Here is a 26,493-nt window from a genome sequence, read left to right as displayed (position 1 = left end):
TCATGCGATTCTTTAACTTTGTGAGTTACTTTTACAAAAAGAATAATCAATTAAATTTTCAATAGATCGTGAATAACAAGCAAAGTGCAGCTCTATTTGACAAAGCACAACATACTATTCCGGGTGGAGTTAACTCTCCAGTAAGAGCATTTAAATCTGTTGGTGGAACTCCTCTTTTTATCAAAAGTGCTCAAGGAGCATATATTACAGATGAAGACGATAACAGTTACATTGAGTTAATTAACTCTTGGGGACCAATGATTCTTGGACATGCTCACCCAGTGATTACATCAGCTGTTCAAGATGCTGTAAATAATTCATTATCATTTGGAGCACCAACTTCTAAAGAGATCGATATCGCTGAATTAATTTGTGATATGGTTCCATCTATTGAAAAAGTAAGAATGGTAAATTCTGGTACGGAGGCGACAATGTCTGCTGTTCGTGTGGCTAGAGGATATACCGGAAGAAATAAAATGATTAAGATTGAAGGATGTTACCATGGTCATGGTGATTCATTCTTAATTGCTGCAGGTAGTGGTGCTGTCACTATGGGGGTGCCTAACAGCCCGGGTGTAACTGAAGGTACTGCAAAAGATACATTACTTGCTCCTTACAATGATATTGAAAAAATTAAAGAGCTTGTAGCTGAAAATAAAGATGAGATTGCTGCCCTTATCATTGAGCCTGTTCCAGGTAATATGGGGTTAGTGCTTCCAAAGGATAACTACTTACAAAAATTAAGAGATATCTGTACAGAAGAAGGTATCGTATTGATTTTTGATGAAGTAATGACTGGTTTCCGTTTGGCTAAAGGTGGTGCACAAGAAGTATTCGGTGTTACTCCGGATATGACAACTCTTGGTAAAATCATTGGAGGTGGAATGCCTGTAGGTGCATACGGTGGAAAGAAAGAGATTATGGATTTTGTTGCTCCAGCAGGTCCAGTATACCAAGCAGGTACACTTTCAGGAAACCCTGTGGCAATGGCTGCCGGATTGAATATGTTGAAATACCTTAACGACAATCCATCAGTTTATACTGAATTAGCCGCTAAAGGTGAAAAACTTGCAAAAGGTGTTCAATCAGTATTAGATAAACATAATCTACCTTATAAAGTCACTCTATTAGGTTCTATGATTTGTATCTTCTTTACAGATCAAGAAGTAGTGAACTTTGCAGATGCTCAAACTACTGATACGGCTAAATTTGGTAAATTCTTCCATCAGATGTTAGCTAATGGTGTATACTTACCACCATCACAATATGAGTCTTGGTTCATGTCGAATGCATTAACTGATGATAACTTAGATCAGATCATAGATGCTGTAGATAAATCATTAGAAGCTATTAAATAATCCTTATGTCTCAGAGAAGAAAAGGATTTCAAGATAAAAAGAATGTTGTCACTTGTAAAAAATACAAGTGGCAGCATTTAATTATCTACGGTTTTAGGCTTGAAAAATCGAAATGTCCAATATGTAAGAAACATCCTGAATACACTGATAAGGAAAGGATGTTTATAGATTTGGGCTTAGGTTTTATTTTCGCAAGCATTTTTGTTACCTTGCCGATCGTATTCGATAAAATGGGTCTGATCTTAGGACAACTTGGTTCTTTATTGATCGTTCTAGCCTTAGTTTTATCTATCAGATCTTATTTTAATAACTCTTTCCCGAAAAAGAAAAAGTAGGGATTAATATTCAATTATGAGAAATAAAGTTCAAAAAGTTCTATTGGGTGCTGCTTTACTTACCTCAATAGGATTCGCAGCAAATGCACAAGAGGCTCCAAAAAAAGAGGCTCCTGAAAATTGGTTCAATCTAAATTATGAAAACGACGGTGTTTACGGAGTAGGAACTGAAAGAGCATATTCTGAAATACTTAAAAATAAAAAGTCTAAGAAGGTTGTAGTGGCTGTTATTGATAGCGGTATCGATATCGACCACGAAGATCTAAAAGATGTTATCTGGAAAAATGAAAAAGAAATTGCAGGTAACGGAAAGGATGATGATAATAATGGATACATCGACGATGTAAATGGATGGAACTTTATTGGTGGAGCAGATGGCTCAATGGTCAATGAAGAAAACCTAGAAGTTGCTCGTTTATATGGAACATTAAGCAAAAGATTTGAAGGTGTTGCTGAAGAAGAAGTAGCTAAAGCTGATAAGAAAGATTATCAACTTTGGTTAGAAGTAAAGAAATCTTTTGAAGAAGGTTTAACTAAAGCGGAAAACAATTATAACCGTTATGCTACTTTCTTGCATCAATTCCAAAGAGGTAAAGCTTTATTTATGGCTTACTTCGATTTAGAGGACGAAAGTGAAATTCCTGGTGCTTTAGAATCTTTAGAATCAGAAGATGAAGTATTATTAGGAATGAAAGAAATGACTTTAGGTCTTCTTTCTCAAGGTGTGACTGATGCACAAATCCAAGAAGGAGTAGAGTACTTCGAAGGTCAGGTAAAGTACAACTACAATCACGAATTAAATACTCGTGAAATCGTAGGTGATAATATCGATGATAAATCTGAAAAAGATTATGGTAACAATAAAGTAATGGGTCCAGATGCAATGCATGGTACTCACGTTGCAGGTATTATCGGAGCATCAAGAGGTAACAACATCGGTATGGATGGTGTTGCTGATAATGTTGAAATCATGGTCGTTAGAACAGTACCTAACGGTGATGAAAGAGATAAAGATGTTGCTAACTCTATCATTTATGCAGTAGACAATGGTGCTCGTATCATTAATATGAGTTTCGGTAAGCCATTTTCTCCTGCAAAAGGAGCAGTTGATAAAGCAATTAAATATGCTGAATCTAAAGGTGTTTTATTGGTACATGCAGCTGGTAATGATCACAAAAACACAGATGTAGAAAATAACTTCCCTAGAGATAAATATAATTCAGGTAAAACTGCAAAAAACTGGATTGAAGTAGGTGCTTCAACTTGGCACACTGATGAGAAATTACCTGCGTATTTCTCAAACTATGCGAAGAAAAATGTTGATTTATTTGCTCCAGGTTTTGATATCTATTCTACTGTTCCAGGTTCTGAATACCAAAACTTAAATGGTACATCAATGGCTTGTCCGGTAGTTGCTGGATGTGCAGCAGTATTAATGTCTTACTATCCTGAGCTTTCAGCTACACAGGTGAAAAAGATTTTAATGAAGACTGTAACTCCATTAAAAAATAAAGAGGTATTCTTGCCAGGTTACAATAGCTTAGAAGAAGGTCAAGATCCAGAAAAGGTGAAATTTGGTTCTTTATCTATCTCAGGAGGTGTTGTAAACCTTTATGAGGCAGTGAAATATGCTGAAAAAATTTCGAAATAATTAGTAGTTAATTCGTACAAAAAAAGGGATGTTATCTAGTAACATCCCTTTTTTTCGATATTCTTGTAGGTTTCCTATTCCACTAATATATTATCAATTAATCTAACCTTACCCAAATGTGCAGCAATAACAATGGCGTACCCTTCAGGTAGTTGATAGTCATCCACTTTTTCTAAAGTATCAGTAGAGACAATTTCAAGATATTCTAAATGGAATGAATGATTTTTGTGAATTGTTGAGATACCCCATTCAAGTACTTCTTTAGGTGCTTGGTTATCCTTCAACATATCTTTCATTTTAGTAATTGTTTGATATATGTAAGGGGCAACTTCAAGTTCTTCTGCTTTTAGTCTTAAATTTCTTGAAGACATGGCTAAGCCAGTTTCTTCTCTCACAGTTGGTACACCTATAATATCAATTTGAAATGATAGATCTTTTACCATCTTTTTAATGATAAGATATTGTTGTAGGTCTTTCAGTCCAAAATAAGCTTTGTCCGGTTGTACCATATGGAATAGCTTACTCACTACAATGCCTACACCATTAAAATGCCCAGGTCTAAATGCACCTTCTAATCTTGTTTCTAAAGACCCAAAATTGAAACCCAACATACTGTCCTGAGAAACGCCATTAGGATACATCTCTTCGACATTAGGAAGGAAAACAGCAGAACAACCTGCTTCTTCTAATAATTTAAAATCTTTTTCATGCTGAATGGGATAATGCTTTAGGTCGATCGCATTATTAAATTGGGTTGGATTAACGAAAATACTGCAAATCGTTACCTCATTTTCTTTAATAGAATTCTTAATTAATGTGAGGTGTCCATCGTGTAATGCACCCATCGTTGGAACAAATCCAACAGAAATATTCGTTTTTCTACAGTTATTAATAAAATTTTTTAACGTGCGAACTTGATTAAAAATGTCCATTTTAAGGCTTGATTTTTATAAATTTATTTATTAAGTAAAAAGACTTATTTAGTATAGTTTACTTTCAAAGGTTGAATTTAAGTAAGTTCTTCCGTACTTTTGCGTAGAAAAGGTGTAAATACGGTAAAATATGTCGAAATTAAAAATTCTTTACGTTTCAAGTGAGATAAATCCATTTTTGAAAACTTCTGAAGTTGCAGATTATGTGAGAAAGCTTCCTCAACATATGCAAGAAAGAGGTATGGAAATCAGAATTATGGTTCCTAGATTTGGATTAATCAATGAGCGTAAGAACAGATTACATGAAGTGGTAAGACTATCGGGAATGAATATTGCCGTGGGCGAGGATGAAAAACCACTTACAATCAAAGTAGCTTCGATACAAAGTGCTAAATTACAAGTTTACTTTATAGATAACGAGGATTATTTTCATAGAAAATCAGTTTTCAGAGATAAGAAAAGCGATGAGTTTTTCCCAGACAATGATGACAGAGCGGTTTTCTTCTGTAAAGGTGTAATTGAAACAGTGAAGAAACTTGGTTGGGCTCCAGATGTTGTACATTGTAATGATTGGTTTACTAGTTTCATTCCATTGTATTTAAAGACTTCTTACAAAAATGATCCAATGTTCAAAAATGCTAAAACAGTATTTACTGTTTATGATACACATTTTGATCATAAATTCGATCATGAGGAGTTAGCTAAAAAAGTAAAAATGTTAGACATTGACGATTCAATGTTGACAGAGCTTTCTACTGCAGATTATAACAGTTTCATTAAAATTGGTTCTGAGTATGCTGATAAAGTAACTAAAGGATCAAATTCTATCAATGGAGAAGTAGAAGAAGTATTATCTACTTACGGTGAAAAGGTAACGGAAACGGAACCTGAAGGAGAGGAATATGCTGATTCTTATTATGACATTTATACTGGGTTGACGGAATAGTCACCCTATAAATCATATTTTCACAAAAAAAAGGTTATTGAATATGTCAATAACCTTTTTTTATTTGTGTACGTCTAGATAATTTACAATTTTTGTCCCACCGTATTTATACTTTGCTTTCAACCTTTTTGGTATTACCATTGTCTACAAAGTAAGAACAGAAAGCCTTTATATTTTTGAGTAAAAAAATCAAATGAGTAATAAATTTTTATTAAAAGCATTTTCGCTAATTTTTATAACATTATCTTTTTCTTGTACGAGAACGGATTTACAGACAATTGTTATTGGAGGTGACTTAATTGACGATCAAACTAAGATGTGTTATGTGGATACTTTGGAAATTGAAATCCAAAATATGCACGTCGATTCAATCATAACAAAAAATTCAAATTACTTTTTAGCAGGCTATATTGACGAAGGCACTAAGATAGGTAAGACGACTACTGCAACTTATACACAATTAAGTATAGGATCAGAGGAAGGACTAAATTTTGAGGATAGAACTTTAGATTCTATTGAATTTGCTATCGCTTTAGAAAGAACGTCTATTTATGGTGATACTTCAAAAAATATCACTTTAGAGGTGTATGAGATCACTGAAGATATCGAAGGTGATTCTGTATTGTATTTCGCAGAAGACTCTGTTGCTACAGATGCTAATGCGATTGGTTACAGAACATTTAAGCCATCTGACATTGGATCGACAGATACAGTAAGAATTACTCTTGATAAAGCTTTTGGACAAAAGATTATTGATAATGCAGAGTATGCAGATCAAGAAGACTTTAGAAGTAAGATCAAAGGTTTAGCTATTAAAGTAAGACAAGGACAAGAATCAGCTTGGTGTGGTAAATATTCATTAGATAACTTCGGTACTGTGGTAACTATGAATATGTCATACATGGCAGAGAACGGAGAAGATACTTTAAGAACACAATATTACTTTGGTTTTAGCCAGCGATTTAATCAAATTAAATACGAACCAGGAACGCTTACATCGGGAATTAATGTTGGAGACATTGTCGATACCGAACAAACGAATAACTTAGGTTATGTTATTGAAGGTACAGGTATGGTTGCCAGTTTAAGATTCCCTACATTAATCGATTTATTTAAAAAACCACAAGGTGTAGATGGAGATAGTTTAAGGGAAGTGCATTTAAACCGAGCCGACTTGATCATATCGCCGGTAGGTGTAAATGATGACCAAGGAAGAATATTCCCTGATGATAATACCCCACCACCATTGACAATGTTTTTTGGTTTTAGAGAAGGAGAGAATATTAAAAGAATATCTGATGATAATAGAAATTACAGATATTTACAAGCACAATCTCCTGCTTCTGGTGACCAATCGATTTCATATAGCGGAAATATACAAGCATTTTCTCATGCTAAACTTGCACAATATCTTCAAGAACGTACAATAAATGAATTTTATGACGTACCTTTGAGCGATGATGGTTTGGTTATCATCCCTGCACAACAAAATCAAAACGTTAGGAAATTGTTTTTTGCGGATGATAAAAGTACCTTATTAAACCCATTAAATGGACAAACTATGCGAATGAGACTCGTTGTCTATTATGCTGTTTTTAATGACGAGTCCTTTCAGTGCAAGTAATTATTATTCATCTAAAATTTTTTAATTATGTGCGGAATTGTCGGGTATGTTGGGCATAGAGATGCTCTAAATATTCTGATTAAAGGCCTTGAACGTTTAGAATATAGAGGCTACGACAGTGCTGGTATTTCTCTTATCGATCAAGATGATGTTAAAGTTTTTAAGTGTAAAGGCAAAGTAGCCGATCTTAAAAAACAAATTGATAATAAAGACACTAAAGGTACGACAGGTATAGGTCATACTCGTTGGGCGACACATGGTGCCCCTAATGATGCTAACGCTCACCCACATTACTCATCTGATAGTAATTTGGCAATGGTGCATAATGGTATCATCGAGAATTACGAGGCTTTAAAAAGTCAACTTATTGAAAAAGGACATGTTTTTCATAGTGATACAGATACAGAAGTATTTATTCACTTTATAGAGCAAGTTCAAAAAGATAACAATTGCGACTTAGATGAAGCAGTGAGAATTGCTTTAAACGAGGTTGTGGGAGCATATGCTATTGTAATCACTCAAAAAGATAAACCAGGTCAATTGGTAGCAGCCCGTAAAGGTTCTCCGTTGGTTATTGGTGTTGGTGAAAAAGAATTTTTCCTTGCATCGGATGCTACTCCAATTGTAGAGTACACAAAAGATGTAGTCTATATTAAAGATGAGGAGGTTGTATTGCTAAAAGATGGTAATATGACAATTACTGATGTAAAGAATCAAATTCAAACTCCTTATTTACAAACTCTAGAACTTGAATTGGAAGCTATTGAAAAAGGTGGCTATGATCATTTCATGATGAAGGAGATTATGGAGCAACCTAAATCAGTTTCTGATTGTTTAAGAGGTAGAGTTATCGCTAAAAAGAACCACGTGAAGTTAGGTGGTATCTTTAATCACTTTGATGATTTATTAAATGCGAAACGTATTATTATTGCTGCTTGTGGTACTTCATGGCATGCGGGCTTAGTTGCTGAGTATATTTTTGAAGAATTAGCAAGAGTTCCAGTAGAAGTAGAATACGCTTCAGAATTTAGATATAGAAATCCAATCATCGGAAAAGGAGATGTATTAATTGCTATTTCTCAATCTGGTGAAACAGCGGATACTTTGGCTGCAATGAGTTTAGCAGAATCCAAAGGTGCAGTTGTTCTTGGAGTTTGTAATGTAGTAGGTTCTTCAATTGCAAGAAACTCACACGAAGGTGCTTATACTCACGCTGGACCAGAAATTGGTGTAGCAAGTACAAAAGCATTTACAGCACAGTTAACAGTTCTAACAACAATGGCTTTAATGTTAGCTAAAGAAAAAGGAACTTTAACTGAAGCACAATTACACGATTTATTGGTGGAATTAGAAAACGTTCCATCTAAAATTGAAAAAGTGCTTAAAACAAATGATGCTGTAAGAGAAATGTCTGCCTTGTATAAGGATGCAAAGAACTTCTTGTATCTAGGGCGAGGCTTTAATTTCCCTGTAGCATTAGAAGGTGCCTTAAAATTAAAAGAAATTTCTTATATTCATGCTGAAGGCTATCCTGCAGCTGAAATGAAACACGGTCCTATTGCACTTATCGATGAAGAAATGCCAGTAGTAGTTATTGCTACTCGTGATAGTTCTTATGACAAAGTAGTGTCCAACCTTCAAGAAGTGAAAGCAAGAAGTGGACGAGTAATTGCCGTAGTTACAGAAGGGGATGCCTTAATTCCAGGTATGGTGGATCATGTCATTGAAGTACCAGATACTCATGAGGTACTCATGCCAATGATTTCATGTATTCCATTACAGTTATTGTCTTATCATATTGCAGTGATGAGAGGATGTAATGTTGATCAGCCACGTAACTTGGCAAAATCAGTAACAGTAGAGTAAAACAATAAGTAGCCTCTTAATTCAAAGGAGGCTACTCATATAAAAATATTATGCAAGAAGAATTTAGCTATAACACAGGACGATCTGATATTGTTCTTAAAGAGTATGGAAGAAATGTAGAGAAACTAGTAAAGTATATTTCTTCATTGGATGACAAAGCTTTAAGAACTCAATATGCTTATACTTTAATTGCTTTGATGAAACAATTACATCCAATTCAAAAGCAATTAAGCGATAGCCAACAGCGTGTATGGGATCACCTGACAGTTATGTCTGAATTTAATTTGGATATAGACGCACCTTATCCATTGCCAACAGAAAACCAAATGCATAAGAAACCACGTAAAGTGGCATATTCTCAAACCAACATCAGGTTTAAACACTTCGGTAAAAACTTGCAAAAGATGGTGGAGAGTGCATTAGAACAAGAAGGTGAGGATAAAATAGAAGAAGCAATGGTGAAAATCATTAAGTTGATGAAATCATTCTATTCTATGCAAGTAAATGACCAAATCGAAGATGAGGTGGTGATCAATACCATTAATACACTTTGTAAAGGGAGATTTAACGTTCGTCCATTAAAACAAAAATATCCAGATGCTTTTAAGAATGTAAAAATCCCAGCAGGAAATGTACTAACACAAGGTGCAACTTCAACTGCAAAATCAAATAATAGTAATTCTTCTAAGAAGAAGAGAAGAAGGAAAAGAAAATAATTAACCTCTTAAATAAGTGGTGATATAATATAAAATACCAAGTGATAATAAAAAGAAAGAAGTCATCTTCGTTAATTTTAAATATCTACTTGAGAGACTTAGCATAGCACATAATAGACAAGCTAGGATAGAAAAAGTTAAGTCATAATTAAGGGTGTAATCGTAATGGATTGGACCCTTTATTGTTAATATAGAAGAGGCAAGAAGGTAATTGATGATGTATGAACCCATAATGTTACCGAAGGCAATATCTTGTCTTTTTCTTCTCATTACCGAAATAGTAGTGATAATTTCAGGTAAAGAGGTACAAATTGCCATGATACTTACCCCAATGAATCGAGCACTTAAATTAGAGTATTCACTTAGTAGTAGTGCTTCAATCACAGAAATATAAGCACCCCCTCCAATAATAAGTAAGCCTACAATAATATCACGGGCTATATTATGATGATGTAATAACCCTTGAGGTATTTTTTTAATTAAATAGATTTCTTTTTTATTCTTACTACTCGCGAATATGATAATATAATAAGTGATTAAATACCCTATCAAATAAAACGCATCAAAAGGAGTGAGGAAGTTATCTTCGGCGTTAAAAAAGAGTTTCTTATTCAGTAGAAAAAATAAGAGACAACCACTTCCTAAGGCAAAAAGGGTATCTCTCCAGATATTTTTTGATAACACTCTAACTCTTATGATTAGCGCCGAAATTCCTAAACCGAATACAATATTAAAGGTGTTGCTACCTATAATAGTACCAAAAGCCAAGGCTTCCGCATCTTTGTAGACGGAGATGGTAGAAACACAAATTTCAGGAATTGAAGTACCTAATGCTACTACTGTTAGACCAATATGTACCCCAGAAAAATTAGATTTTCCACTTAGTGCTGTAGCACCTTTTGTTAGTAATAAGGCACCATATCTCATAAGTAGAATACCTGAGATACCTAAAAAAATATGGAAAAGAAGTGTATCCAAAAAATATTATAGTTGTAAAGTGAAATGATCTGCATCTAGATGAGTTGGAAACTTCTCTCTTAAATTGTGAAGTTCTTTATAGTTAAGAGTAACTATTTTTATTTCATCAATGTCATTTAGCTCATTTAGTGCTTTACCTTTTGCCGAATAAACAGCAGACTGACCAATATAATTTACTTGGTTAGGGTCTTGTCCAATTCTATTTACACCAACTGAGTAACTTAGATTCTCAATTGCCCTAGCTTTCAGTAAAGTATTGAAAGCATCAATCCTTGGTGCTGGCCAATTGGCTACACATACAAGAATGTCATAATCATTATTAGTGTTTCTACACCATAATGGGAAGCGTAAATCGTAACAGATGATGGGGTTTATTCTCCAGCCTTTCCATTCTTCAATAACCTGGAAATTACCTGGTTCAAAAGTCATATGTTCTGAAGCCATTCTAAACAAGTGTCGCTTGTCATAATGTGATATATGACCATTAGGTCTAGCAAAGATCAAACGGTTGTACACTTTGCGATCTTGTCGAACAGGATAGCTACCCAATATTGCGGCACCCATTCTTTTTGATTGCTGTAACATCCATTTACTCGTTGTAAGACCGATGGGCTCTGCTTTTTCAGCAGCTTCATTATGGAAGCCAGTAGTAAATAATTCTGGTAGCACCACCAAATCAACATTTTCCTCAATGGTCCATAACTTCTCTTCTAAAGTAGCAAGATTAGCTGTAGGATTCATCCACTCAGGATTAAATTGAACGATAGCAACCTTAAAGTTTTCTTGATGGTGTGACATATATAATTAATTATCTAATCTACCTGTAAAAACAACATAAAAATAATCACCTGTAGCGGCATTCTGAAATACTGCACCACCAAATGTGTTTGAATTTCTATTTTCAAGTGTATTTCTACATCTCGAAGCCATAATATTGACAATATCAGGGATAGGATCAAGAATATTATAAGCGGCATAGGCTGTACAACCTCTTAGATCACTACTTCCAGTGACACTTTGAATTCTTTTTTTGTGGTATCCGTTTTCTTCTTCTTCTTTAGTAAGTTGCTCCCTATTCATCGGATTGTCTGCTAATTTAGCAGCGAATCTTTTCGCTTCTTCAAAGTATGCAGCGTTAAATTCAAAAGTAGTCAAATCTTTAGATTCTCTGTATTTATTTAGTTCATCCATAAAATAACTATCAAGAGAAGTTGGTGTGTTCCAACTTACTTCTTCTTCTTTACAACCAAAGAATAAAACAGGGACGATAAGCAGTAAAAAAAATCTCATTTAAAATAATTATTATAAAAAAAAGCTCCTAAATCTTAGGAGCTTAAATTTAATTATTTTTTTGGAAACCTCATTCTATAACCATGGGCTACTTTGCCTTTAGTGATATTATTTAGCTTTCCTTTGATTAATCTTTTTTTGATAGGAGAAAGGTGATCTGTAAATAAAATACCTTCGATGTGATCGTATTCGTGTTGAATTACACGAGCCGTCATCCCTGTAAATTCTTCTTCTCTTTCGTTAAGTTCATCGTCTAAGTATTTAATGATAATTCCTTCTGGACGAATAACATCACCATTTACACCAGGAATACTTAAACAGCCTTCGTCGAAACTCACATCCTCTCCAAATTCCTCGATAATCTCAGCATTAATGAAAGCACCTTTATATCCTTTCTCTTCACTTTCCTCATCAATCATTAAATTAGAATCGATAACGAAAATTCTTTTGCCAATACCTATCTGAGGACCTGCAAGTCCAACGCCAGAGGCACCACCCATAGTTTCGAACATACTATCAATTAGTTCCCCTATGTTTTCTAATTCTTCCTTAGAATAATCTTTGGCAACTCTTTTAAGAATTGGATCTCCGTATGCGACTACTGGATAAATCATTTATATATATTTTAATGGATTAAAAACTATTTTGATCTAAAAAGGATTGCAAGATAATAGCAGCACTTATCTTATCCACATTTCCTTTTACTTTTCTATCTTTTTTCTTCATTCCACCGCTAATCATAGACTGTTCAGCCATTTTAGAAGTAAAACGTTCATCGATATAAGTAATCGGAATATTAGGGAATTCAGCCGCTAATTTCTTTCCAAAATTTTGAGTAGGCTTTGTGTTGTCTGTTGCTTTTCCATCTAAACCCTTTGGAAGTCCAATAACGAAATGTTCTACATCTTCTTTCTGAACATATTCTTTGATGAACTTCATAATCACATTTGTTTGTACTGTTTCTAAAGACGAAGCAATAATTTTTAATGGATCAGTAACGGCAAATCCTGTTCTTTTTGTTCCGTAATCTATGGCTAAAATCCTTCCCATATATGTATTATAATGAAGCCTTCGCTTTTTCGACTTCTTTTTTACTATTCCCTACAAAAATTTGATTATCTGCAATAATAACAGGTCTTTTTAAAAAAGAGTACTCCTGAAGTATTAACGATTTATAATCCTCTTCAGATAATTCTTTTTCATGCAAGCCCATTGGTCTAAATTGACGTGATCTTCTGCTAAATAAAGATTCGTAACTACCACTCAATGCTTTCATTGCATCTAGTTGGTCTGAAGTAATAGCTTCAGTTTTGATATCTTGAAACTTATCAAATTTATCTTTACCGATTTCTTCAATAATTCTTTTACAAGTAGAACAAGTGGATAGGTGATATATCTTTGTCATTATTTGTTGATAATTTCTTGGATGTTTTTGTAAATGTTGTTAGCTATATTATCTACTGGGAGATCATTAGGATCTTTGCCAAAAGGATCTTCAATTTCTTCAGAAATGGTAACAATACTCATCGCCACATAATAAATGATGATAACAGCAGGTATGGTCCACCATTCTAAATTCTCAATTAAACCTAAAGGCATAATAATCGCATAAATGTAGATATATGCTTTTAATAAATAATTATGCGATTGTGGCATTGGCGTTTTATGGATACGCTCGCACTTACCCATAATGTCAATTAATTCATCAGAATTCTCTATTAATTTTAAATATTGAAAATCTGTGATTTCGCCTCTTTCATAAACGGTTTTTAATCGTTTAATAATTAATTGATTAATACCATTAGGTACATGTTCCCACTTCTTTAATTCATTAGAGATTTCTTCTCCAACAAACTCAATTTCTATATAAATAACTCCACTTCTTAAATGTTCTTTTAAAACATAGGGAAATGCAGCTATTAAGTTCAATATTTCTGTCTTTTCCTTACTGTCAGGTAATAACTGATTGATTTGTAAGGCATAGTTTCTTGAAGTGTTGACTAATCCACCAAGAACTTTTCTCGCTTCCCACCATCTATCATAAGCAGTATTATTTCTGAATACTAATAGAATACCTAGAATAGCACCCATTAAACCGGGAAGTGTAAAATTTGATTCTATGTTTACATGTCCTAATTCATGTATAGTACATAGAATTGTTGTTGGTATTGCAATCCAAATTAAATCAACAGCGAGTCTTCTTATTAAATATCCTTTATAGGAAAATATTAAAAAGAAATTGGATTGAGAAAAGTTCTTTTTAGGCATAAAAATCTAATTATCAATTTACATTGTCAAATGAACAATTTAACAAATGTAGTTAATCAATTAAAGTTTTATGCATAATTTTCGCAGAACCTTTTACGGTTACTTTATTCGCTTCAGACTTGATTACTGTAGTGATAACTGCCGTTTTTCTTCTTGAATCAATTTCACTGATTTCAAATTCTGCTGAATACGTTTCTTCTACAAACATAGGTCTCAAGAAATCCATTGTTTGAGATAGATATACAGATCCATTACCTGGGAATTCTGTACCTAATACTCTAGAGAAAATTGATGCAGATAAAAAGCCATGAATGATAGGCTTTTTAAAGGGTGTTTGAGCCGCAAATTCTTCATCTATATGAATTGGATTCGTATCTCCTGTAAGTTGAGCGAATGCGTTTACTTCTTCTTGAGTAAACTTAAAGTTGACTTGATAAGATTGTCCAATCTCTAGCATATTTCTATATTTTGATGATTTAATTGAGATAAATTTTCATAAAAAGATGATGAAAGTCTCTTTTTTAAAAATATTATCATTAATTTTACGATGTAAAGTTCAAAACTTGTATAAAAAAATCATTTTATCAAGTGACTTTACCTCAAATTAGAGTTATCTTTTTTCATTTTCATATTTACTGAACTAAAGGTGTTGTCAATGACAAGGCCTTTTTTTATTAAAAAAAGTGGAAAAATTTAAACTATTAGTTCATAAAATAGTTCCTATTTAAAAAAATTCTAAATAACTTTGCCGACCGTAGTCATAGTATCTTTTGATACAAGTTCGATTGTCGAGTTACTAAGATTTTTTAATACGAATTTCTAACAATTAATCATAAAGAAAAATGCTGAAGATCAACGATCTAAAAGCTTCAATTGAAGACAAAGATATACTTAAAGGGATCAACCTTGAGATAAAAGAAGGCGAAGTTCACGCGATCATGGGACCAAACGGTTCTGGTAAAAGTACTTTAGCTTCTGTATTAGCAGGTAGAGAAGATTATGAAGTAGAAGGTGGCGATGTTGATTTCGACGGAGAAGACTTGTTAGAAATGTCACCTGAAGAAAGAGCACAAAAAGGTTTATTCCTTGCTTTCCAATACCCAGTTGAAATTCCAGGTGTTAGTAACACTAACTTCTTGAGAACTGCAGTAAACGAGGTAAGAAAAGCTAGAGGTGAAGAGCCTTACAATGCTGCCAACTTCATGAAAGAGATGAAAGAGAAAATGAAGATTGTATCTATCGATAAGTCTTTAATGAACCGTTCTCTTAACGAAGGTTTCTCTGGTGGTGAAAAGAAAAGAAACGAGATCTTCCACATGGCAATGTTGGATCCGAAATTAGCTATTCTTGATGAAACAGATTCAGGTCTTGATATCGACGCTTTACGTATCGTGGCTAATGGTGTAAACACTCTTAGAGATGGTAAAAGATCGTTTGTTGTAGTAACTCACTACCAAAGATTGTTGGATTACATCGTTCCTGATTTTGTTCACGTTCTTTACAAAGGTAAGATTGTAAAATCTGGTACTAAAGAATTAGCTCTTGAGCTAGAAGAAAAAGGTTACGATTGGATTATCCAAGAAGTAGAAGGTAACAACTAAACTACCATCTTACATGAGTACAGTAATTGAAAACGCAGCACTTAAAAATAGTGCTTTAGAATATATAGAAGAAACTATTGAAGCTGTTCCTGAATTAGTTGAAGTGAGAACTTCAGCTGCAGAAGGATTTGCTGAAAATAACTTTCCTTCTATCAAAGATGAAGAGTGGAAGTACACTAATGTTAAACAATTAGTTTCTGCTAACTATTCTTTTGATGTTGATAGTGTGAATATCACCACAGAAGATATCAAGGAATATTTAATTGATGGAGTAGAGGTATTGGTATTTATCAATGGTAAATACAATGCGAATCTTTCTAATTTCACTTCTTCTGAAAAAGTATACATCAGTACTTTTGCTGAAACGTTAAACTCTGATAAGAAATCACTTTTATTAGATAACTTCGGTAAGCATGCTGATAATAATCTTCCTTTTGTCGCTTTGAATACTGCATCAACAACTGAAGGTGTATTTATTCATGCAAAAAGAAATGCAATCAAGGAAGAGTCTGTGATGATTTTGAATGTTGTTACTCAATCAAACTTGGTCATTCAACCACGTTTATTAGTAATTGCTGAAGAAGGAACACAAATCTCTTTTGCAGAAAGAAATGCGGTAATCAATAGTGCTGAAGGTACATTGGTAAATGCAGTTTCTGAAGTAACTGTTGCTGAAAGAGCAAATGTTGCACATATCAAAATTCAAGATGAGGATCAATCTACTCAACTTGTGACAGTAACTGAAGCAAAACAAGCTGATAATTCTGTATACGATAATGTAACAATCACTACAGGAGGTAAATTGGTTAGAAATAACTTAAATATCTCTTTAGGTGAGCATTGTGAAGGTCATATGACAGGTTTATATCTATTAAATGAGAAATCATTTGTAGATAACCATACAATGGTAGATCACAAGATGCCTAACTCATACAGTAATGAGTTATACAAAGGTATTTTAAGTGGTAAATCAAAGGCGATTTTTAATGGTAAAATCTTTGTTCGTCAGGATGCTCAAAAAACAAATGCATTCCAATCGAATAAGAACATTTTATTATCTCCTGATGCTGTTGTGGATACTAAACCTCAATTAGAGATTTGGGCAGATGACGTTTCTTGTTCTCACGGTTGTACAGTAGGTGCATTAGACGAAGATCCAATGTTCTACCTAAGAGCTAGAGGTATCTCAGAAGATAAAGCAAGAGCATTATTAACGTATGCATTTGCTGGAGATGTTATCGAGAAGATCAAAAATGAGCCAATTAAGAGATTGGTTCAAGAAATGGTTGCAAGGGAAATGGGTTATCCATTAGACTAAGCAAACCCATGATATATAAGAAGAGTATCAATTAGCATGAAGTAAATTCATTTGCTATTGATACTCTTTTTTTTATGCACTTTTTGGTTTGTGAGACGAAATTACCATGGTAATTTCTCTTGTGATTTTATCCAGGTCGTCTGCACTACTTTTTAAGTGATCTAAAATTTCTTTTGCCATTACTTCATCTGAGGTATTAAATAATTCGATTAACCCCATAATTCGACATAAAGGACCTCTCACTTTGTGCGAATTGAGATAACAGTACTTTTCTATTGCTTTATTTTGAGTAGAAAGTAATGTTTTTAGTGTTTGAATTTCTTTGGTTGTGGCAGTTATTGCTTTAGTGTCAATTTTACTTTCATCTAGATTATGTTGAATGTTTTTCATAAACATCATAATCTCAGTTTTTAAAACATCGATACGTTTTATTCTAGCAGTTATACTATCCAAAAGTTCTTTTCTTGTAAATGGTTTAGTGATATAATCATCGGCCATTAAATTCATTCCTTTTCTTATATCATCTCTGTTGCTTTTAGCCGACAAGAATATAAAAGGAATACCAACAGCTAACGGATTTTTTCTTAACTCTTTAAGAAATAAATAGCCGTTCATAGCAGGCATCATGATATCACATAATATGATATCGGGAATGTCATTCTTTAAAATTTCTAAGGCTTCAACACCACTTTGGGCAGATAACACAGTAAAATCGTTCAATTCTAGTATATCAACAATACTATCTAATAAGTTCTTTTCATCGTCGATAACAAGTACAGTAGCATCCTTCATTATCAGGCGTTATTTAGGTCAATGGGGTAAATTCAAATCATTAACACTTATTTACCAATAATTAGTTTCCTCACTGACCAATTAATGAAAAAGCAGCCCAATAATATGGAGAGGAGTATATTCCGCCTTGGAATAGTTTAATTTTTGCTTTTTGCAATGACAATGAAATATCATCAGATTTTGCCAATTCTTGATAAAAATATTGCATGAATAAGGCAGTGGATACATCATTGATTGTCCACAATGAAACTAAAGAATTTTCTACTCCAGCAAATTTTAATGAACGAGATAAACCAATTAATCCTTCCCCTTTACTTACCTTGCCTAATCCAGTCTCACAAGCAGATAAAGTCACTAAACGGGCTTTCAATTTTAGATTATAAATGTCTGAAGTGTATAATAAATTCTCGTGATTATCATTTAATAAATAGATGAAAGATTGATTGGGGTTTTCCTCATTTACCACACCATGTGTTGCGAAATGTAAGTAGCTGCAATTCTGAATAGATTCGTCCTTTAATAGTTCAATTTTAGCATTTTCATAGACATAATTTGATGTTTCCCAACCATTAGATTTTGTAATGGTTTTTATCTCGTTCACTTCACTTAATGTACCTGTTAAAGGATCAAATTCATTGTTACCAAGACTATCTAAAAAATTAACAGGAGCGAAGCATGCAAGCGTATGTTGGTACTCCATTTCGTTATTCATTTGAGAAAGTGCTATAGTAGAGGAGAAGTTGTAAGAAACTGCATAGTCTTTGGCTAAGTAAGGTAAATCTTTGATATCACTATCCTCATCGATTGAATAAGAATATAAAATATCTAAGGGTATATTATTTATCTTTCCATCCGGAATAAATAAAACCTTACTTATGTTTTTATTGAAGTTAAATGGTAATAATCTATCGGTTAGATAGACGCTTGACATTTTTATAATTTCATCAAAATTAAATTTTAACCCTGTTTGTAAACTTACGATCTCATCTTTAAACTCATTATCGAAAGTCTCGGTATAGAGATAGAGTTTACCTCCTGTAACCAAAAATATATATAATAATTCTTCTGCATCAGAAATGAAATAACTTACCAAAGCTGTGCTTTTTGGTAAAGCTTTTTGAACCTCCTTTAAAGTAATGGTCTGATCACTATATTTTAAAGCAAAATATTCTGGAAATTCTGCTTCCAAATTCTTTATAAATATCTCTAATTCATATTCTGCATTGATAAGTAATTCTCTTAAAGAATCTCTTTCCGTTAAATTTACTGCATTGATAATGTCTTTTTCCAATGCCGTAATATCATCTTTTAATTTGTCTTCTTGCTCAACTATATCTGATGGAATTCCAGCAAATGTTTTTGCATGACTTTCTTGAATTGCTTCTTGTAGTGAAGCTGATTTACTCCACTCCATAAAGTCAAAAGCTTTACTCTGCCACTTATTTTTTGATAATGAAGCTTCCGAGAGAGCAAGAGATAGTCTAATACCATTCGCGTAAATCTTATTAGTTATTTCAGAAAGCCTTAATTTATCTTCCTCACTTTTTTGATTACCCCTTATTTTTTTTGTCAGTTGATGTGCCAATTCTAAACCTTGAATACCAATTGCCAAATCGTGTGGGTTTAAAGATTTGCTATAATGAATTTTTTCTAGAGTGGAGGCTTTCTTCTGTAAAGCGATTAAATTAATAAATGGATTATAATAATTATTTAAGTCTGGGAAATCATTTTTACTTATAGAATTAAATGATTGATTATTGGCAATAAGTGCTTTTTGATATAATTCAAGAGCAGATTTAAAATCCCCACTGTCAAAAAATAGATTGCCTTTTTTAATATATATATTCGCAATTTCAGGATGCTTTTCTCCAAATACATTTTGATACAATTCTAAAGCAAATCCATAATATTCATTGGCAAGATCTGCTTGTCCTTTCTTCAAGTAGGCATCGGCAATAAAAATATAAGTAAAGGCAACATTAGGATGGTCGTCTCCAAAAGTATTTGCCCAAATATCAGAGGCTTTTTCGAAGACCTCAATAGCCTTATCTAAGAAAAAGTTCTTTTGGAGAATAATCCCTAAATTGATATAAATTGAAGCTATTGTTGGATGGTTTTCATCAGGATAAACTTTTAGATAGCTTTCTAATGCTTTTTCATAATTTACTTGAGCTTTAAATGTATCATCATTAGAATGACACAAACCAATATTGACCAAACAGTTGGCCTGAACAACAGGGTCTTTAATGCTTCTTGATAATACGAGTGCCTGATTTAAATAGTCTTCTGCTTTGTTATTTTCTCCAACTTGCCAATAGGCAGTACCCAATAATGATAAGCATTCAATAAACATCTCACTTAAAGCAAGGTCCTTTTTAAAACTCTCAAATTGTCTGTAGCCTTTAATAAGAATTTGAATGGATTCAGCAGGGAAGCCTTCATTCTGTAATAAGTAGGCTTTAGTATTGATTACATTTAGATAGGTTACATCATTTATATTTATATCTCTATCTAAAATTTGATAGGCTTTTGTATACAGATTTTGTTTTCCGAGTACCTTACCCTCTAAAGCAGTTTTTTGATTGAGTAAATTGTCATCATCAATACTTGATAAAACGGTTAAGGCTTCGTTTAACTGACCATATTCATACAGCAGCTTAGCGGAGTCTAACTTAGTTTGCGCTAGTAGAGTAGAGGATATTAAAAAAAATAATATAGTGATACCTTTTTTCATCTTTTAAAACTGATGTTTGATGAATAAATTAAAAACATAATCCCTGTTTAAAGCATCAGGGTTTTTGGGACGTTGTTGAGCAGCATACGCTCCCAATAGAGTAATTGATAAATGTGGCGAGAAATAATAACTCCCCTCAATTAAAGTATTGATCGTGAGTCCTTCACTGCCATCCACAAGGTAATTCCCATTTTCTATCGATTCCACATACCCTTTTTCCAATTTATAAATACCAAGAACACTTGGGGCAATAGACCATTTCGATGTTTTGATAGTGTATTTTAAACGAGCACTAATATCCATCTTTCTATCTAAATGCCTAGTGGATTCATACCTATTTGCAATCCAATCTGCTCTTGGGTGATCTCTCCAATAAAAAGGATCGTATTCATGATTATCCAATGCATTTAAAGGATGTTGATACCCAACAGAAACATGCCAATTTTTGGTGTAAAATGCCACACCTATAAGTGCATCATAAGTACCTAAAGAGGTTTGATAAAACATGGGAAGTGGTCTGCCATCTAATTCTAAGTTAGCATCATTCGTAGGAATTTTTCCACCTACAACTACATTACCAGACCAAATTGAATTTTTTAAAAATTGATATGAATATGATAAAGTGATATCGCCAATACCTTGAGTAGTTGTTAAAACAGATTCTTTTATAGAATAGAGTCCTTTAGCTTGTAAAGTACTTCTTTCTGATAAATAGTAATCAAAACTCAAGCCCACACCATAATCTTTAAAATCATGTTTGTAATGCTGATAGTAAGCACTATAAGTTACAGCAAATTTATTTACAACAGATGTTTTGGTGACATTGTCATTTACCGGATTTAAGGCTCCTGTAGAACACACCCCGGCGTCACTACAGCCTTGAGAAAAACTGAATGTAGAAAAATAGAAAAGTAGAATAGTAGCTAGTAGGAATTTTAAATACATATTCGAAAAATAACAGGTTTAAAGAGTATTTTTAGAGCGAGCTTAGTAATTTAGTGTGTAAGCTAATAATAATTGAACTAAATTCTAAAATATGTCCAATCTAAAAGCATTAATTTTTTTACTTTTTTTCTGCTTTGTTCGAGTTCATGCACAAACAAATTATCCTAAATTTTATCAAGTATCATGGGAAGATATCGTATGGGTAGACTCGGTTTGGAAATCATTAAATGAAGATGAAAAAATAGCTCAACTATTTGTAGTGCCTCATTATACCAAAGGAAGCTTGAAGGAAGTGAAAATGTTGGTAAGGAAGTATAATGTGGGAGGAGTAATCTTTTTTAAAGGGAATGTTGAGGATCAAATACAAGCTATAAATGAACTGAATCGGCTATCAAAAACTCCACTTGTACACACATTGGATGCAGAATGGGGTTTGGGTATGAGGTTACCAAAATCTGGGATATCTTATCCTTATGCTATGACTTTGGGGGCAATAGAAAACGATTCTCTGATTTATCAGATGACTTCTCAGATTGCAGAACAATTAAAGCAAGTAGGCGTAGGAATTAGTTACGGTCCAGTGGTGGATATCAATAATAATCCTTTAAACCCTGTCATAAGTTATCGTTCTTTTGGAGAGGACAGAGAACGAGTGACAAATAAAGCAGAAATGTATTTCAAAGGTTTGGAAGACCATAAAGTGTTATCGGTGATAAAACATTTTCCCGGTCATGGAGACACCAATGTGGATTCTCATAAAGATTTGCCTATTATTCCTTTTGATAAAAACAGATTGGATAGTCTAGAGTTATTTCCTTACAAGAAACTGATTCAAATGGGAGTTGGTGGTGTGATGACAGCACATTTATCTGTACCTCATTTAGATAAGAATTATCCGTCATCATTATCAAAAAATATAGTTAATAACTTGTTGAAAGAAGAGTTGAATTTTAAAGGACTTATTTTCACCGATGGAATTTTGATGGATGCCATCACCAAAAGATATGATGGTTATGGTAAAGGAGATGCTTTAGCTTTGGAAGCAGGAAACGATGTGGTTGAATTTACCAATCATGTGGGTAGTGCTATAAAAGAGGTAAAAAAGAGAATTAATGCAGGTACACTCACTTGGGATCAAATTGATCAAAAAGGATGGAAGTTTTTATTACTGAAAAGGTGGGCGATGTTGGATCATCAAAAAGGAAACATGAATACTCAACCTCGATTTGATATCCAAAAAGCCAAAACGCTTAAACAAGAATTATGTGATGAGGCAGTGACCTTACTTTTTGATAATAGTGAAAAGCGTACCTTTTCTAAAGGAGATAAAGTGGCTATAGTTAACATTGGCAAGAATAGTGATACTCATTTAAAAGATAAATTAGGTAATCAAGGGTGTACAGTAAAGTCCTTTTACCTATCAAAGCATGCTTCTGAAACTGACTTGAAGAATGTAGTCCAGCAACTCAAACAATACGATCAAATCATCACTCAATTTGGATCGTTTTATATGAGTCCTAGAATGAAAACTATAGCTGTACAAATAGGTCAGGGTAATAATGTAGATCCCAATCAAAAATATCCATATGGTATAACTTACAGTATGTTGAGATATATGGAACTTACAGAAAAGTTAGCACAGCATCATGCGGTATTTTATGGGAATGCTTATGTATTAAGATCATTTCCTAATATAGAACATCTTTCATCTTGTACAGTGGCTTATCAGGATCTACCCGAATTGAGAAATGCATATGCTAAAGCCATCACTGGAGAAATGTCATTCAAAGGAGTGTTGCCAGTATCTATTGACACAAGGTTTAAAGTCGGGACAGGAATCAAAAAGTAATTATGAGACAAGTATTTATATATCTATTAGTATCTATCTTATTTTCATGTCAGGCTTCAGATGAAAAGAAAGAGGTAATCGAAAAGCCAAAAGAAATTATTGTTGGGGCAGAGCAAACGGAAACTTATTTACCTTTATTGAAAGATAAAAAAGTAGGTTTATTGGTCAATCAAACCTCACAGATAAAAGGAAAACATATTGTAGATTCTCTTTATGCTTTGGGTGTAAATATCGAAATGATTTTTGCTCCCGAACATGGGTTCCGTGGGGATGAAGATGCAGGTGCACATGTAAAAGATGCAGTTGATCCCAAGACAGGAGTAAAGATTTACTCAATTTATGGAAAGAATAAACGACCAAGTCCTGAACTTTTAAAACAAGTAGATATAGTACTTTTTGATATACAAGATGTAGGTTGCCGTTTTTATACGTACATCAGTTCCATGCACTATATGATGGAGGCTTGTCAAGAAGCCAATATTCCTATGTTGGTATTGGATCGACCAAATCCTAATGGTATGTACATTGATGGACCAGTGCTTAAAGAAGAATTTACATCTTTTGTAGGAATGCATCCAATCCCAATTTTACATGGATTAACTGTTGGTGAATTGGCCAAAATGATTAATGGGGAGAAATGGTTGAGAAGTGAAGAAGAATGTGACTTGACCGTTGTCCCAGTCAAAAACTATGATCATTCTATGGCTTATTCTTTACCAGTAAAGCCCTCACCAAATTTACCTAACGATCAATCTATTTTATTGTATCCATCTTTGTGTTTCTTCGAAGCGACCCCTGTAAGTATCGGTAGAGGAACTGATTTTCCTTTTCAAGTGATTGGATATAACAACAAAGAGATGGGTGAATTTACTTTTACTCCAAGATCTATCAAGGGAGCTGCTAGTAATCCAGTTCTAAAAGGTGAACAATGTTTTGGTGAAGATTTGAGAAAAGTAGCTAAGGGAGGATTGAATCTTAGTTATATTATCAAATGGAATGAGCAATTCAAAAAAACGAACAATGAAAGTGTGATCTCCAAAAAGAAATGGATGGATTTATTATCAGGTACTGATCAATTGAGAAAGCAAATAGAAGAGGGGAAATCAGAAAAAGAGATTAAAATCTCATGGAAAAGTGACTTAGATAACTACAAATCAATGAGAAATAAATATTTAATTTATACGGATTTTAAATAATAAAATACCCTAAAAAGTTTTAAATCTGTTAACAGAAAAAGGCGATCATCTTAAATGAATAGCCGTTCATTATGATATAAGTTAAAAAAATAGAAAAAATTATCTCATATCATTATGAACTACACAGCAGAAATTCAGGGAATGTGTCCGTTGGCACAGATGGGGGGAAATGCGCATAGAAATGCTCCAATTCCAGTGGAAGGAAATATGGTTCACGCAAAAGACGTTACAGATATTTCAGGTTTATCTCATGGTGTAGGTGCTTGTGCTCCACAACAAGGTGCATCTAAGTTGACTATTAATGTTAAAAATGGGATTATTGAAGAGTGCTTAATTGAAACAGTAGGTTGTACAGGTATGACACACTCTGCTGCAATGGCATCAGAAATATTACCAGGTAAAACAATATTAGAAGCATTAAATACCGACTTAGTTTGTGACGCTATTAACGTTGCAATGAAAGAAATTTTCTTACAATTTGTTTATGGTCGTACACAGTCAGCTTTCTCTGAAGGTGGTCTTCCAATTGGTGCAGGTCTCGAAGATCTTGGTAAAGGTTTAAGATCTCAAGTGGGTACTACATACGGTACAAAAGCAAAAGGTGTTAGATATTTAGAAGTAGCAGAAGGTTATGTTACTCAATTAGCTATAGATGAAAACGACGAGGTGATTGGTTACCAATTTGTTCACCTTGGTAAAATGATGGAAATGATTCAGGATGGTCAAGATGCCAACGATGCTATGGAAAAAGCAAAAGGTACATATGGTCGTTATGATGAAGCAGTGAAATACATTGATCCACGTCATAACTAATCCTCATTACATTAAAGTTAATTAATCAATCATCAAAAAGAATTTCAATCATGGCATTATTTGAAGGATACGATAGAAGAGAAGCAAGTATTAAAGTTGTTTTGGATCAATATGGTTTTGAGTCTATCGAAGATGCAAAAAAATTAGTAGAAGAAAACGGAGTAGATGTTTACAATATTGTGACAGAAACTCAGCCAATTGCATTCGAAAATGCAAAATGGGCATATATATTAGGTGCAGCTATCGCCATTAAAAAAGGACAGACAAAAGCGTATGATATTGCCGCTACTTTAGGCGAAGGTATCCAAGCTTTCTGTATTCCTGGTTCAGTAGCTGACCAACGTAAAGTAGGTTTAGGACATGGTAACCTAGCTGCTCGTTTGTTAAATGAGGAAACTGAATGTTTCGCTTTCTTAGCAGGTCACGAATCGTTTGCTGCTGCAGAAGGTGCAATTAAAATTGCCTTATCAGCTAATAAAGTTCGTAAAAACCCACTAAGAGTAATCTTGAATGGTTTAGGTAAAGACGCTGCTTATTTAATTTCTCGTATCAATGGTTTTACTTATGTGAAAACACAATTTGATTACACAACCGGGGAATTAAATGTCTTAGAAGAACGTCGCTTCTCTAAAGGCCCAAGAGGTGAAGTAAATTGCTATGGTGCAGATGATGTACGTGAAGGTGTAGCTATTATGCATAAAGAAGGAGTGGATGTATCCATTACAGGTAACTCTACCAACCCAACACGTTTCCAACACCCAGTAGCGGGTACATATAAAAAAGAACGTTATGAACTTGGTCAGAAATACTTCTCAGTAGCATCAGGTGGTGGTACAGGTAGAACACTTCACCCAGATAACATGGGGGCTGGTCCAGCTTCATATGGTATGACAGATACTATGGGTAGAATGCACTCAGATGCACAGTTTGCAGGATCTTCATCAGTTCCAGCTCACGTAGAAATGATGGGTCTTATCGGTATGGGTAATAACCCAATGGTAGGAGCATCAGTAGCGGTTGCAGTAGCATTACAAGAAGCATTATCAGCAGAGACTGTTTAATATTTCGATATATAAAATATGTAGGGTGTCTTATTTTTGGATAGGGCACCCTTTTATTATTTTGAAATAAGGGATTTGATAAATTAATTTTGTTTATTAATGAATTACGTGGAAATATGAGATGTTCATAATTAATTTTTATTCTTAATAATAACTATACTTAGAGCTCATAATCTTACAGAAAGTATTTTTTTCAATTTTATGTTTGATGTATAAGAAT

At 33.6% G+C, this 26,493-nt stretch carries 25 protein-coding genes; 13 read left to right on the top strand and 12 right to left on the bottom strand.

The window, feature by feature from the left end; translation table 11 throughout:
* Positions 1-68 precede the first annotated feature (68 nt).
* Genes hemL through MY04_RS07015 form a run of 3 tightly spaced genes read left to right on the top strand, consistent with a single transcriptional unit; the run spans position 69 to position 3,344 of the window.
* Positions 69-1,358, top strand: coding sequence for a glutamate-1-semialdehyde 2,1-aminomutase (gene hemL, locus MY04_RS07025; RefSeq protein ID WP_066208031.1), 1,290 nt, complete (start codon positions 69-71; stop codon positions 1,356-1,358).
* Positions 1,359-1,363: 5 nt separating this feature from the next.
* Complete coding sequence (locus tag MY04_RS07020; RefSeq protein ID WP_066208030.1) at positions 1,364-1,693, top strand: hypothetical protein; 330 nt, start codon at positions 1,364-1,366, stop codon at positions 1,691-1,693.
* 16 nt (positions 1,694-1,709) lie between these two features.
* A complete protein-coding gene (locus MY04_RS07015) occupies positions 1,710-3,344 on the top strand; it encodes a S8 family peptidase (protein ID WP_066208029.1) in 1,635 nt (544 codons plus the stop codon).
* Positions 3,345-3,418: 74 nt separating this feature from the next.
* Here the strand turns inward: MY04_RS07015 and panC are convergent, their stop codons facing one another.
* Positions 3,419-4,276, bottom strand: coding sequence for a pantoate--beta-alanine ligase (gene panC, locus MY04_RS07010; RefSeq protein ID WP_066208028.1), 858 nt, complete (start codon positions 4,274-4,276; stop codon positions 3,419-3,421).
* Positions 4,277-4,406: 130 nt separating this feature from the next.
* Between panC and MY04_RS07005 the strand changes: the two genes are divergently transcribed.
* From MY04_RS07005 to MY04_RS06990, 4 genes are all read left to right on the top strand, one after another.
* Complete coding sequence (locus tag MY04_RS07005) at positions 4,407-5,222, top strand: glycogen/starch synthase (protein ID WP_066208025.1); 816 nt, start codon at positions 4,407-4,409, stop codon at positions 5,220-5,222.
* Between the two features lie 193 nt (positions 5,223-5,415).
* Positions 5,416-6,846, top strand: a complete 1,431-nt coding sequence (locus MY04_RS07000) for a DUF4270 family protein (protein ID WP_066208024.1) — start codon at positions 5,416-5,418, stop codon at positions 6,844-6,846.
* A gap of 27 nt (positions 6,847-6,873) precedes the next feature.
* On the top strand, positions 6,874-8,712 hold the full coding sequence (glmS, locus tag MY04_RS06995; protein ID WP_066208021.1) for a glutamine--fructose-6-phosphate transaminase (isomerizing): 1,839 nt from the start codon (positions 6,874-6,876) through the stop codon (positions 8,710-8,712).
* A gap of 50 nt (positions 8,713-8,762) precedes the next feature.
* Positions 8,763-9,428, top strand: a complete 666-nt coding sequence (locus MY04_RS06990; RefSeq protein ID WP_066208019.1) for a DUF4290 domain-containing protein — start codon at positions 8,763-8,765, stop codon at positions 9,426-9,428.
* On the opposite strand, the gene MY04_RS06985 is transcribed toward MY04_RS06990, so the two are convergent.
* Genes MY04_RS06985 through MY04_RS06950 form a run of 8 tightly spaced genes read right to left on the bottom strand, consistent with a single transcriptional unit; the run spans position 9,429 to position 14,421 of the window.
* On the bottom strand, positions 9,429-10,406 hold the full coding sequence (locus MY04_RS06985) for a sodium:calcium antiporter (RefSeq protein WP_066208017.1): 978 nt from the start codon (positions 10,404-10,406) through the stop codon (positions 9,429-9,431).
* 6 nt (positions 10,407-10,412) lie between these two features.
* A complete protein-coding gene (locus MY04_RS06980; RefSeq protein WP_066208015.1) occupies positions 10,413-11,204 on the bottom strand; it encodes an amidohydrolase in 792 nt (263 codons plus the stop codon).
* 6 nt (positions 11,205-11,210) lie between these two features.
* Positions 11,211-11,696 (bottom strand): hypothetical protein, encoded by a 486-nt coding sequence (locus MY04_RS06975; protein WP_066208013.1) that lies wholly within the window; start codon positions 11,694-11,696, stop codon positions 11,211-11,213.
* A 53-nt stretch (positions 11,697-11,749) separates the two neighbouring features.
* Positions 11,750-12,310, bottom strand: coding sequence for a peptide deformylase (def, locus tag MY04_RS06970; protein ID WP_066208012.1), 561 nt, complete (start codon positions 12,308-12,310; stop codon positions 11,750-11,752).
* 19 nt (positions 12,311-12,329) lie between these two features.
* Positions 12,330-12,746: a Holliday junction resolvase RuvX gene (gene ruvX / locus MY04_RS06965; RefSeq protein WP_066208010.1), complete on the bottom strand. Its 417-nt coding sequence runs from the start codon at positions 12,744-12,746 to the stop codon at positions 12,330-12,332.
* A gap of 7 nt (positions 12,747-12,753) precedes the next feature.
* Positions 12,754-13,101, bottom strand: a complete 348-nt coding sequence (locus MY04_RS06960; protein WP_066208008.1) for an arsenate reductase family protein — start codon at positions 13,099-13,101, stop codon at positions 12,754-12,756.
* Entirely contained in the window at positions 13,101-13,964 is an 864-nt protein-coding gene (locus MY04_RS06955; RefSeq protein WP_066208007.1) for a bestrophin family protein, read from the bottom strand. Before MY04_RS06955 ends, MY04_RS06960 begins: the two co-directional genes overlap by 1 nt.
* Before the next feature lie 52 nt (positions 13,965-14,016).
* Positions 14,017-14,421: a MaoC family dehydratase gene (locus tag MY04_RS06950; protein WP_066208005.1), complete on the bottom strand. Its 405-nt coding sequence runs from the start codon at positions 14,419-14,421 to the stop codon at positions 14,017-14,019.
* 385 nt (positions 14,422-14,806) lie between these two features.
* Between MY04_RS06950 and sufC the strand changes: the two genes are divergently transcribed.
* Together sufC and sufD are read left to right on the top strand one after the other, a co-directional pair.
* A complete protein-coding gene (sufC, locus tag MY04_RS06945) occupies positions 14,807-15,565 on the top strand; it encodes a Fe-S cluster assembly ATPase SufC (RefSeq protein WP_066208003.1) in 759 nt (252 codons plus the stop codon).
* 13 nt (positions 15,566-15,578) lie between these two features.
* A complete protein-coding gene (sufD, locus tag MY04_RS06940) occupies positions 15,579-16,883 on the top strand; it encodes a Fe-S cluster assembly protein SufD (protein WP_066208001.1) in 1,305 nt (434 codons plus the stop codon).
* Positions 16,884-16,955: 72 nt separating this feature from the next.
* Here the strand turns inward: sufD and MY04_RS06935 are convergent, their stop codons facing one another.
* From MY04_RS06935 to MY04_RS06925, 3 genes are all read right to left on the bottom strand, one after another.
* Complete coding sequence (locus tag MY04_RS06935) at positions 16,956-17,675, bottom strand: response regulator transcription factor (protein ID WP_066208000.1); 720 nt, start codon at positions 17,673-17,675, stop codon at positions 16,956-16,958.
* A 70-nt stretch (positions 17,676-17,745) separates the two neighbouring features.
* Positions 17,746-20,409: a CHAT domain-containing protein gene (locus tag MY04_RS06930; RefSeq protein ID WP_066207999.1), complete on the bottom strand. Its 2,664-nt coding sequence runs from the start codon at positions 20,407-20,409 to the stop codon at positions 17,746-17,748.
* Between the two features lie 3 nt (positions 20,410-20,412).
* Positions 20,413-21,354 (bottom strand): hypothetical protein, encoded by a 942-nt coding sequence (locus MY04_RS06925; RefSeq protein ID WP_066207997.1) that lies wholly within the window; start codon positions 21,352-21,354, stop codon positions 20,413-20,415.
* Positions 21,355-21,445: 91 nt separating this feature from the next.
* Between MY04_RS06925 and MY04_RS06920 the strand changes: the two genes are divergently transcribed.
* The 4 genes from MY04_RS06920 to MY04_RS06905 all read left to right on the top strand — a co-directional run bounded on the left by MY04_RS06920 (position 21,446) and on the right by MY04_RS06905 (position 26,273).
* On the top strand, positions 21,446-23,203 hold the full coding sequence (locus MY04_RS06920) for a glycoside hydrolase family 3 protein (RefSeq protein ID WP_066207996.1): 1,758 nt from the start codon (positions 21,446-21,448) through the stop codon (positions 23,201-23,203).
* A 2-nt stretch (positions 23,204-23,205) separates the two neighbouring features.
* Positions 23,206-24,399, top strand: coding sequence for an exo-beta-N-acetylmuramidase NamZ family protein (locus MY04_RS06915; protein WP_066207995.1), 1,194 nt, complete (start codon positions 23,206-23,208; stop codon positions 24,397-24,399).
* Positions 24,400-24,513: 114 nt separating this feature from the next.
* On the top strand, positions 24,514-25,212 hold the full coding sequence (locus MY04_RS06910) for an iron-sulfur cluster assembly scaffold protein (protein WP_066207993.1): 699 nt from the start codon (positions 24,514-24,516) through the stop codon (positions 25,210-25,212).
* A 50-nt stretch (positions 25,213-25,262) separates the two neighbouring features.
* Positions 25,263-26,273, top strand: coding sequence for a GGGtGRT protein (locus tag MY04_RS06905; protein WP_066207988.1), 1,011 nt, complete (start codon positions 25,263-25,265; stop codon positions 26,271-26,273).
* Positions 26,274-26,493 lie beyond the last annotated feature (220 nt).

Origin of the sequence: Flammeovirga sp. MY04 (assembly GCF_001682195.2) — a bacterium.
In the GTDB taxonomy this organism is placed as follows: Bacteria; Bacteroidota; Bacteroidia; order Cytophagales; family Flammeovirgaceae; genus Flammeovirga; species Flammeovirga yaeyamensis.
This window is presented reverse-complemented; position numbering and strand designations above follow the sequence as displayed.

Excerpts from the sequence above, each read along its gene's own strand:
- glmS (WP_066208021.1), top strand. The coding sequence starts at position 6,874 with ATGTGCGGAATTGTCGGGTATGTTGGGCATAGAGATGCTCTAAATATT.
- def (WP_066208012.1), bottom strand. The coding sequence starts at position 12,310 with ATGATTTATCCAGTAGTCGCATACGGAGATCCAATTCTTAAAAGAGTT.
- MY04_RS07015 (WP_066208029.1), top strand. The coding sequence starts at position 1,710 with ATGAGAAATAAAGTTCAAAAAGTTCTATTGGGTGCTGCTTTACTTACC.
- MY04_RS06935 (WP_066208000.1), bottom strand. The coding sequence starts at position 17,675 with ATGAAGGATGCTACTGTACTTGTTATCGACGATGAAAAGAACTTATTA.
- MY04_RS06990 (WP_066208019.1), top strand. The coding sequence starts at position 8,763 with ATGCAAGAAGAATTTAGCTATAACACAGGACGATCTGATATTGTTCTT.
- panC (WP_066208028.1), bottom strand. The coding sequence starts at position 4,276 with ATGGACATTTTTAATCAAGTTCGCACGTTAAAAAATTTTATTAATAAC.
- MY04_RS06910 (WP_066207993.1), top strand. The coding sequence starts at position 24,514 with ATGAACTACACAGCAGAAATTCAGGGAATGTGTCCGTTGGCACAGATG.
- sufD (WP_066208001.1), top strand. The coding sequence starts at position 15,579 with ATGAGTACAGTAATTGAAAACGCAGCACTTAAAAATAGTGCTTTAGAA.
- MY04_RS06905 (WP_066207988.1), top strand. The coding sequence starts at position 25,263 with ATGGCATTATTTGAAGGATACGATAGAAGAGAAGCAAGTATTAAAGTT.
- ruvX (WP_066208010.1), bottom strand. The coding sequence starts at position 12,746 with ATGGGAAGGATTTTAGCCATAGATTACGGAACAAAAAGAACAGGATTT.
- MY04_RS06960 (WP_066208008.1), bottom strand. The coding sequence starts at position 13,101 with ATGACAAAGATATATCACCTATCCACTTGTTCTACTTGTAAAAGAATT.
- MY04_RS06955 (WP_066208007.1), bottom strand. The coding sequence starts at position 13,964 with ATGCCTAAAAAGAACTTTTCTCAATCCAATTTCTTTTTAATATTTTCC.
- MY04_RS06950 (WP_066208005.1), bottom strand. The coding sequence starts at position 14,421 with ATGCTAGAGATTGGACAATCTTATCAAGTCAACTTTAAGTTTACTCAA.
- sufC (WP_066208003.1), top strand. The coding sequence starts at position 14,807 with ATGCTGAAGATCAACGATCTAAAAGCTTCAATTGAAGACAAAGATATA.
- MY04_RS07005 (WP_066208025.1), top strand. The coding sequence starts at position 4,407 with ATGTCGAAATTAAAAATTCTTTACGTTTCAAGTGAGATAAATCCATTT.
- MY04_RS07000 (WP_066208024.1), top strand. The coding sequence starts at position 5,416 with ATGAGTAATAAATTTTTATTAAAAGCATTTTCGCTAATTTTTATAACA.
- MY04_RS07020 (WP_066208030.1), top strand. The coding sequence starts at position 1,364 with ATGTCTCAGAGAAGAAAAGGATTTCAAGATAAAAAGAATGTTGTCACT.
- MY04_RS06930 (WP_066207999.1), bottom strand. The coding sequence starts at position 20,409 with ATGAAAAAAGGTATCACTATATTATTTTTTTTAATATCCTCTACTCTA.
- MY04_RS06975 (WP_066208013.1), bottom strand. The coding sequence starts at position 11,696 with ATGAGATTTTTTTTACTGCTTATCGTCCCTGTTTTATTCTTTGGTTGT.
- MY04_RS06925 (WP_066207997.1), bottom strand. The coding sequence starts at position 21,354 with ATGTATTTAAAATTCCTACTAGCTACTATTCTACTTTTCTATTTTTCT.
- MY04_RS06980 (WP_066208015.1), bottom strand. The coding sequence starts at position 11,204 with ATGTCACACCATCAAGAAAACTTTAAGGTTGCTATCGTTCAATTTAAT.
- MY04_RS06915 (WP_066207995.1), top strand. The coding sequence starts at position 23,206 with ATGAGACAAGTATTTATATATCTATTAGTATCTATCTTATTTTCATGT.
- MY04_RS06920 (WP_066207996.1), top strand. The coding sequence starts at position 21,446 with ATGTCCAATCTAAAAGCATTAATTTTTTTACTTTTTTTCTGCTTTGTT.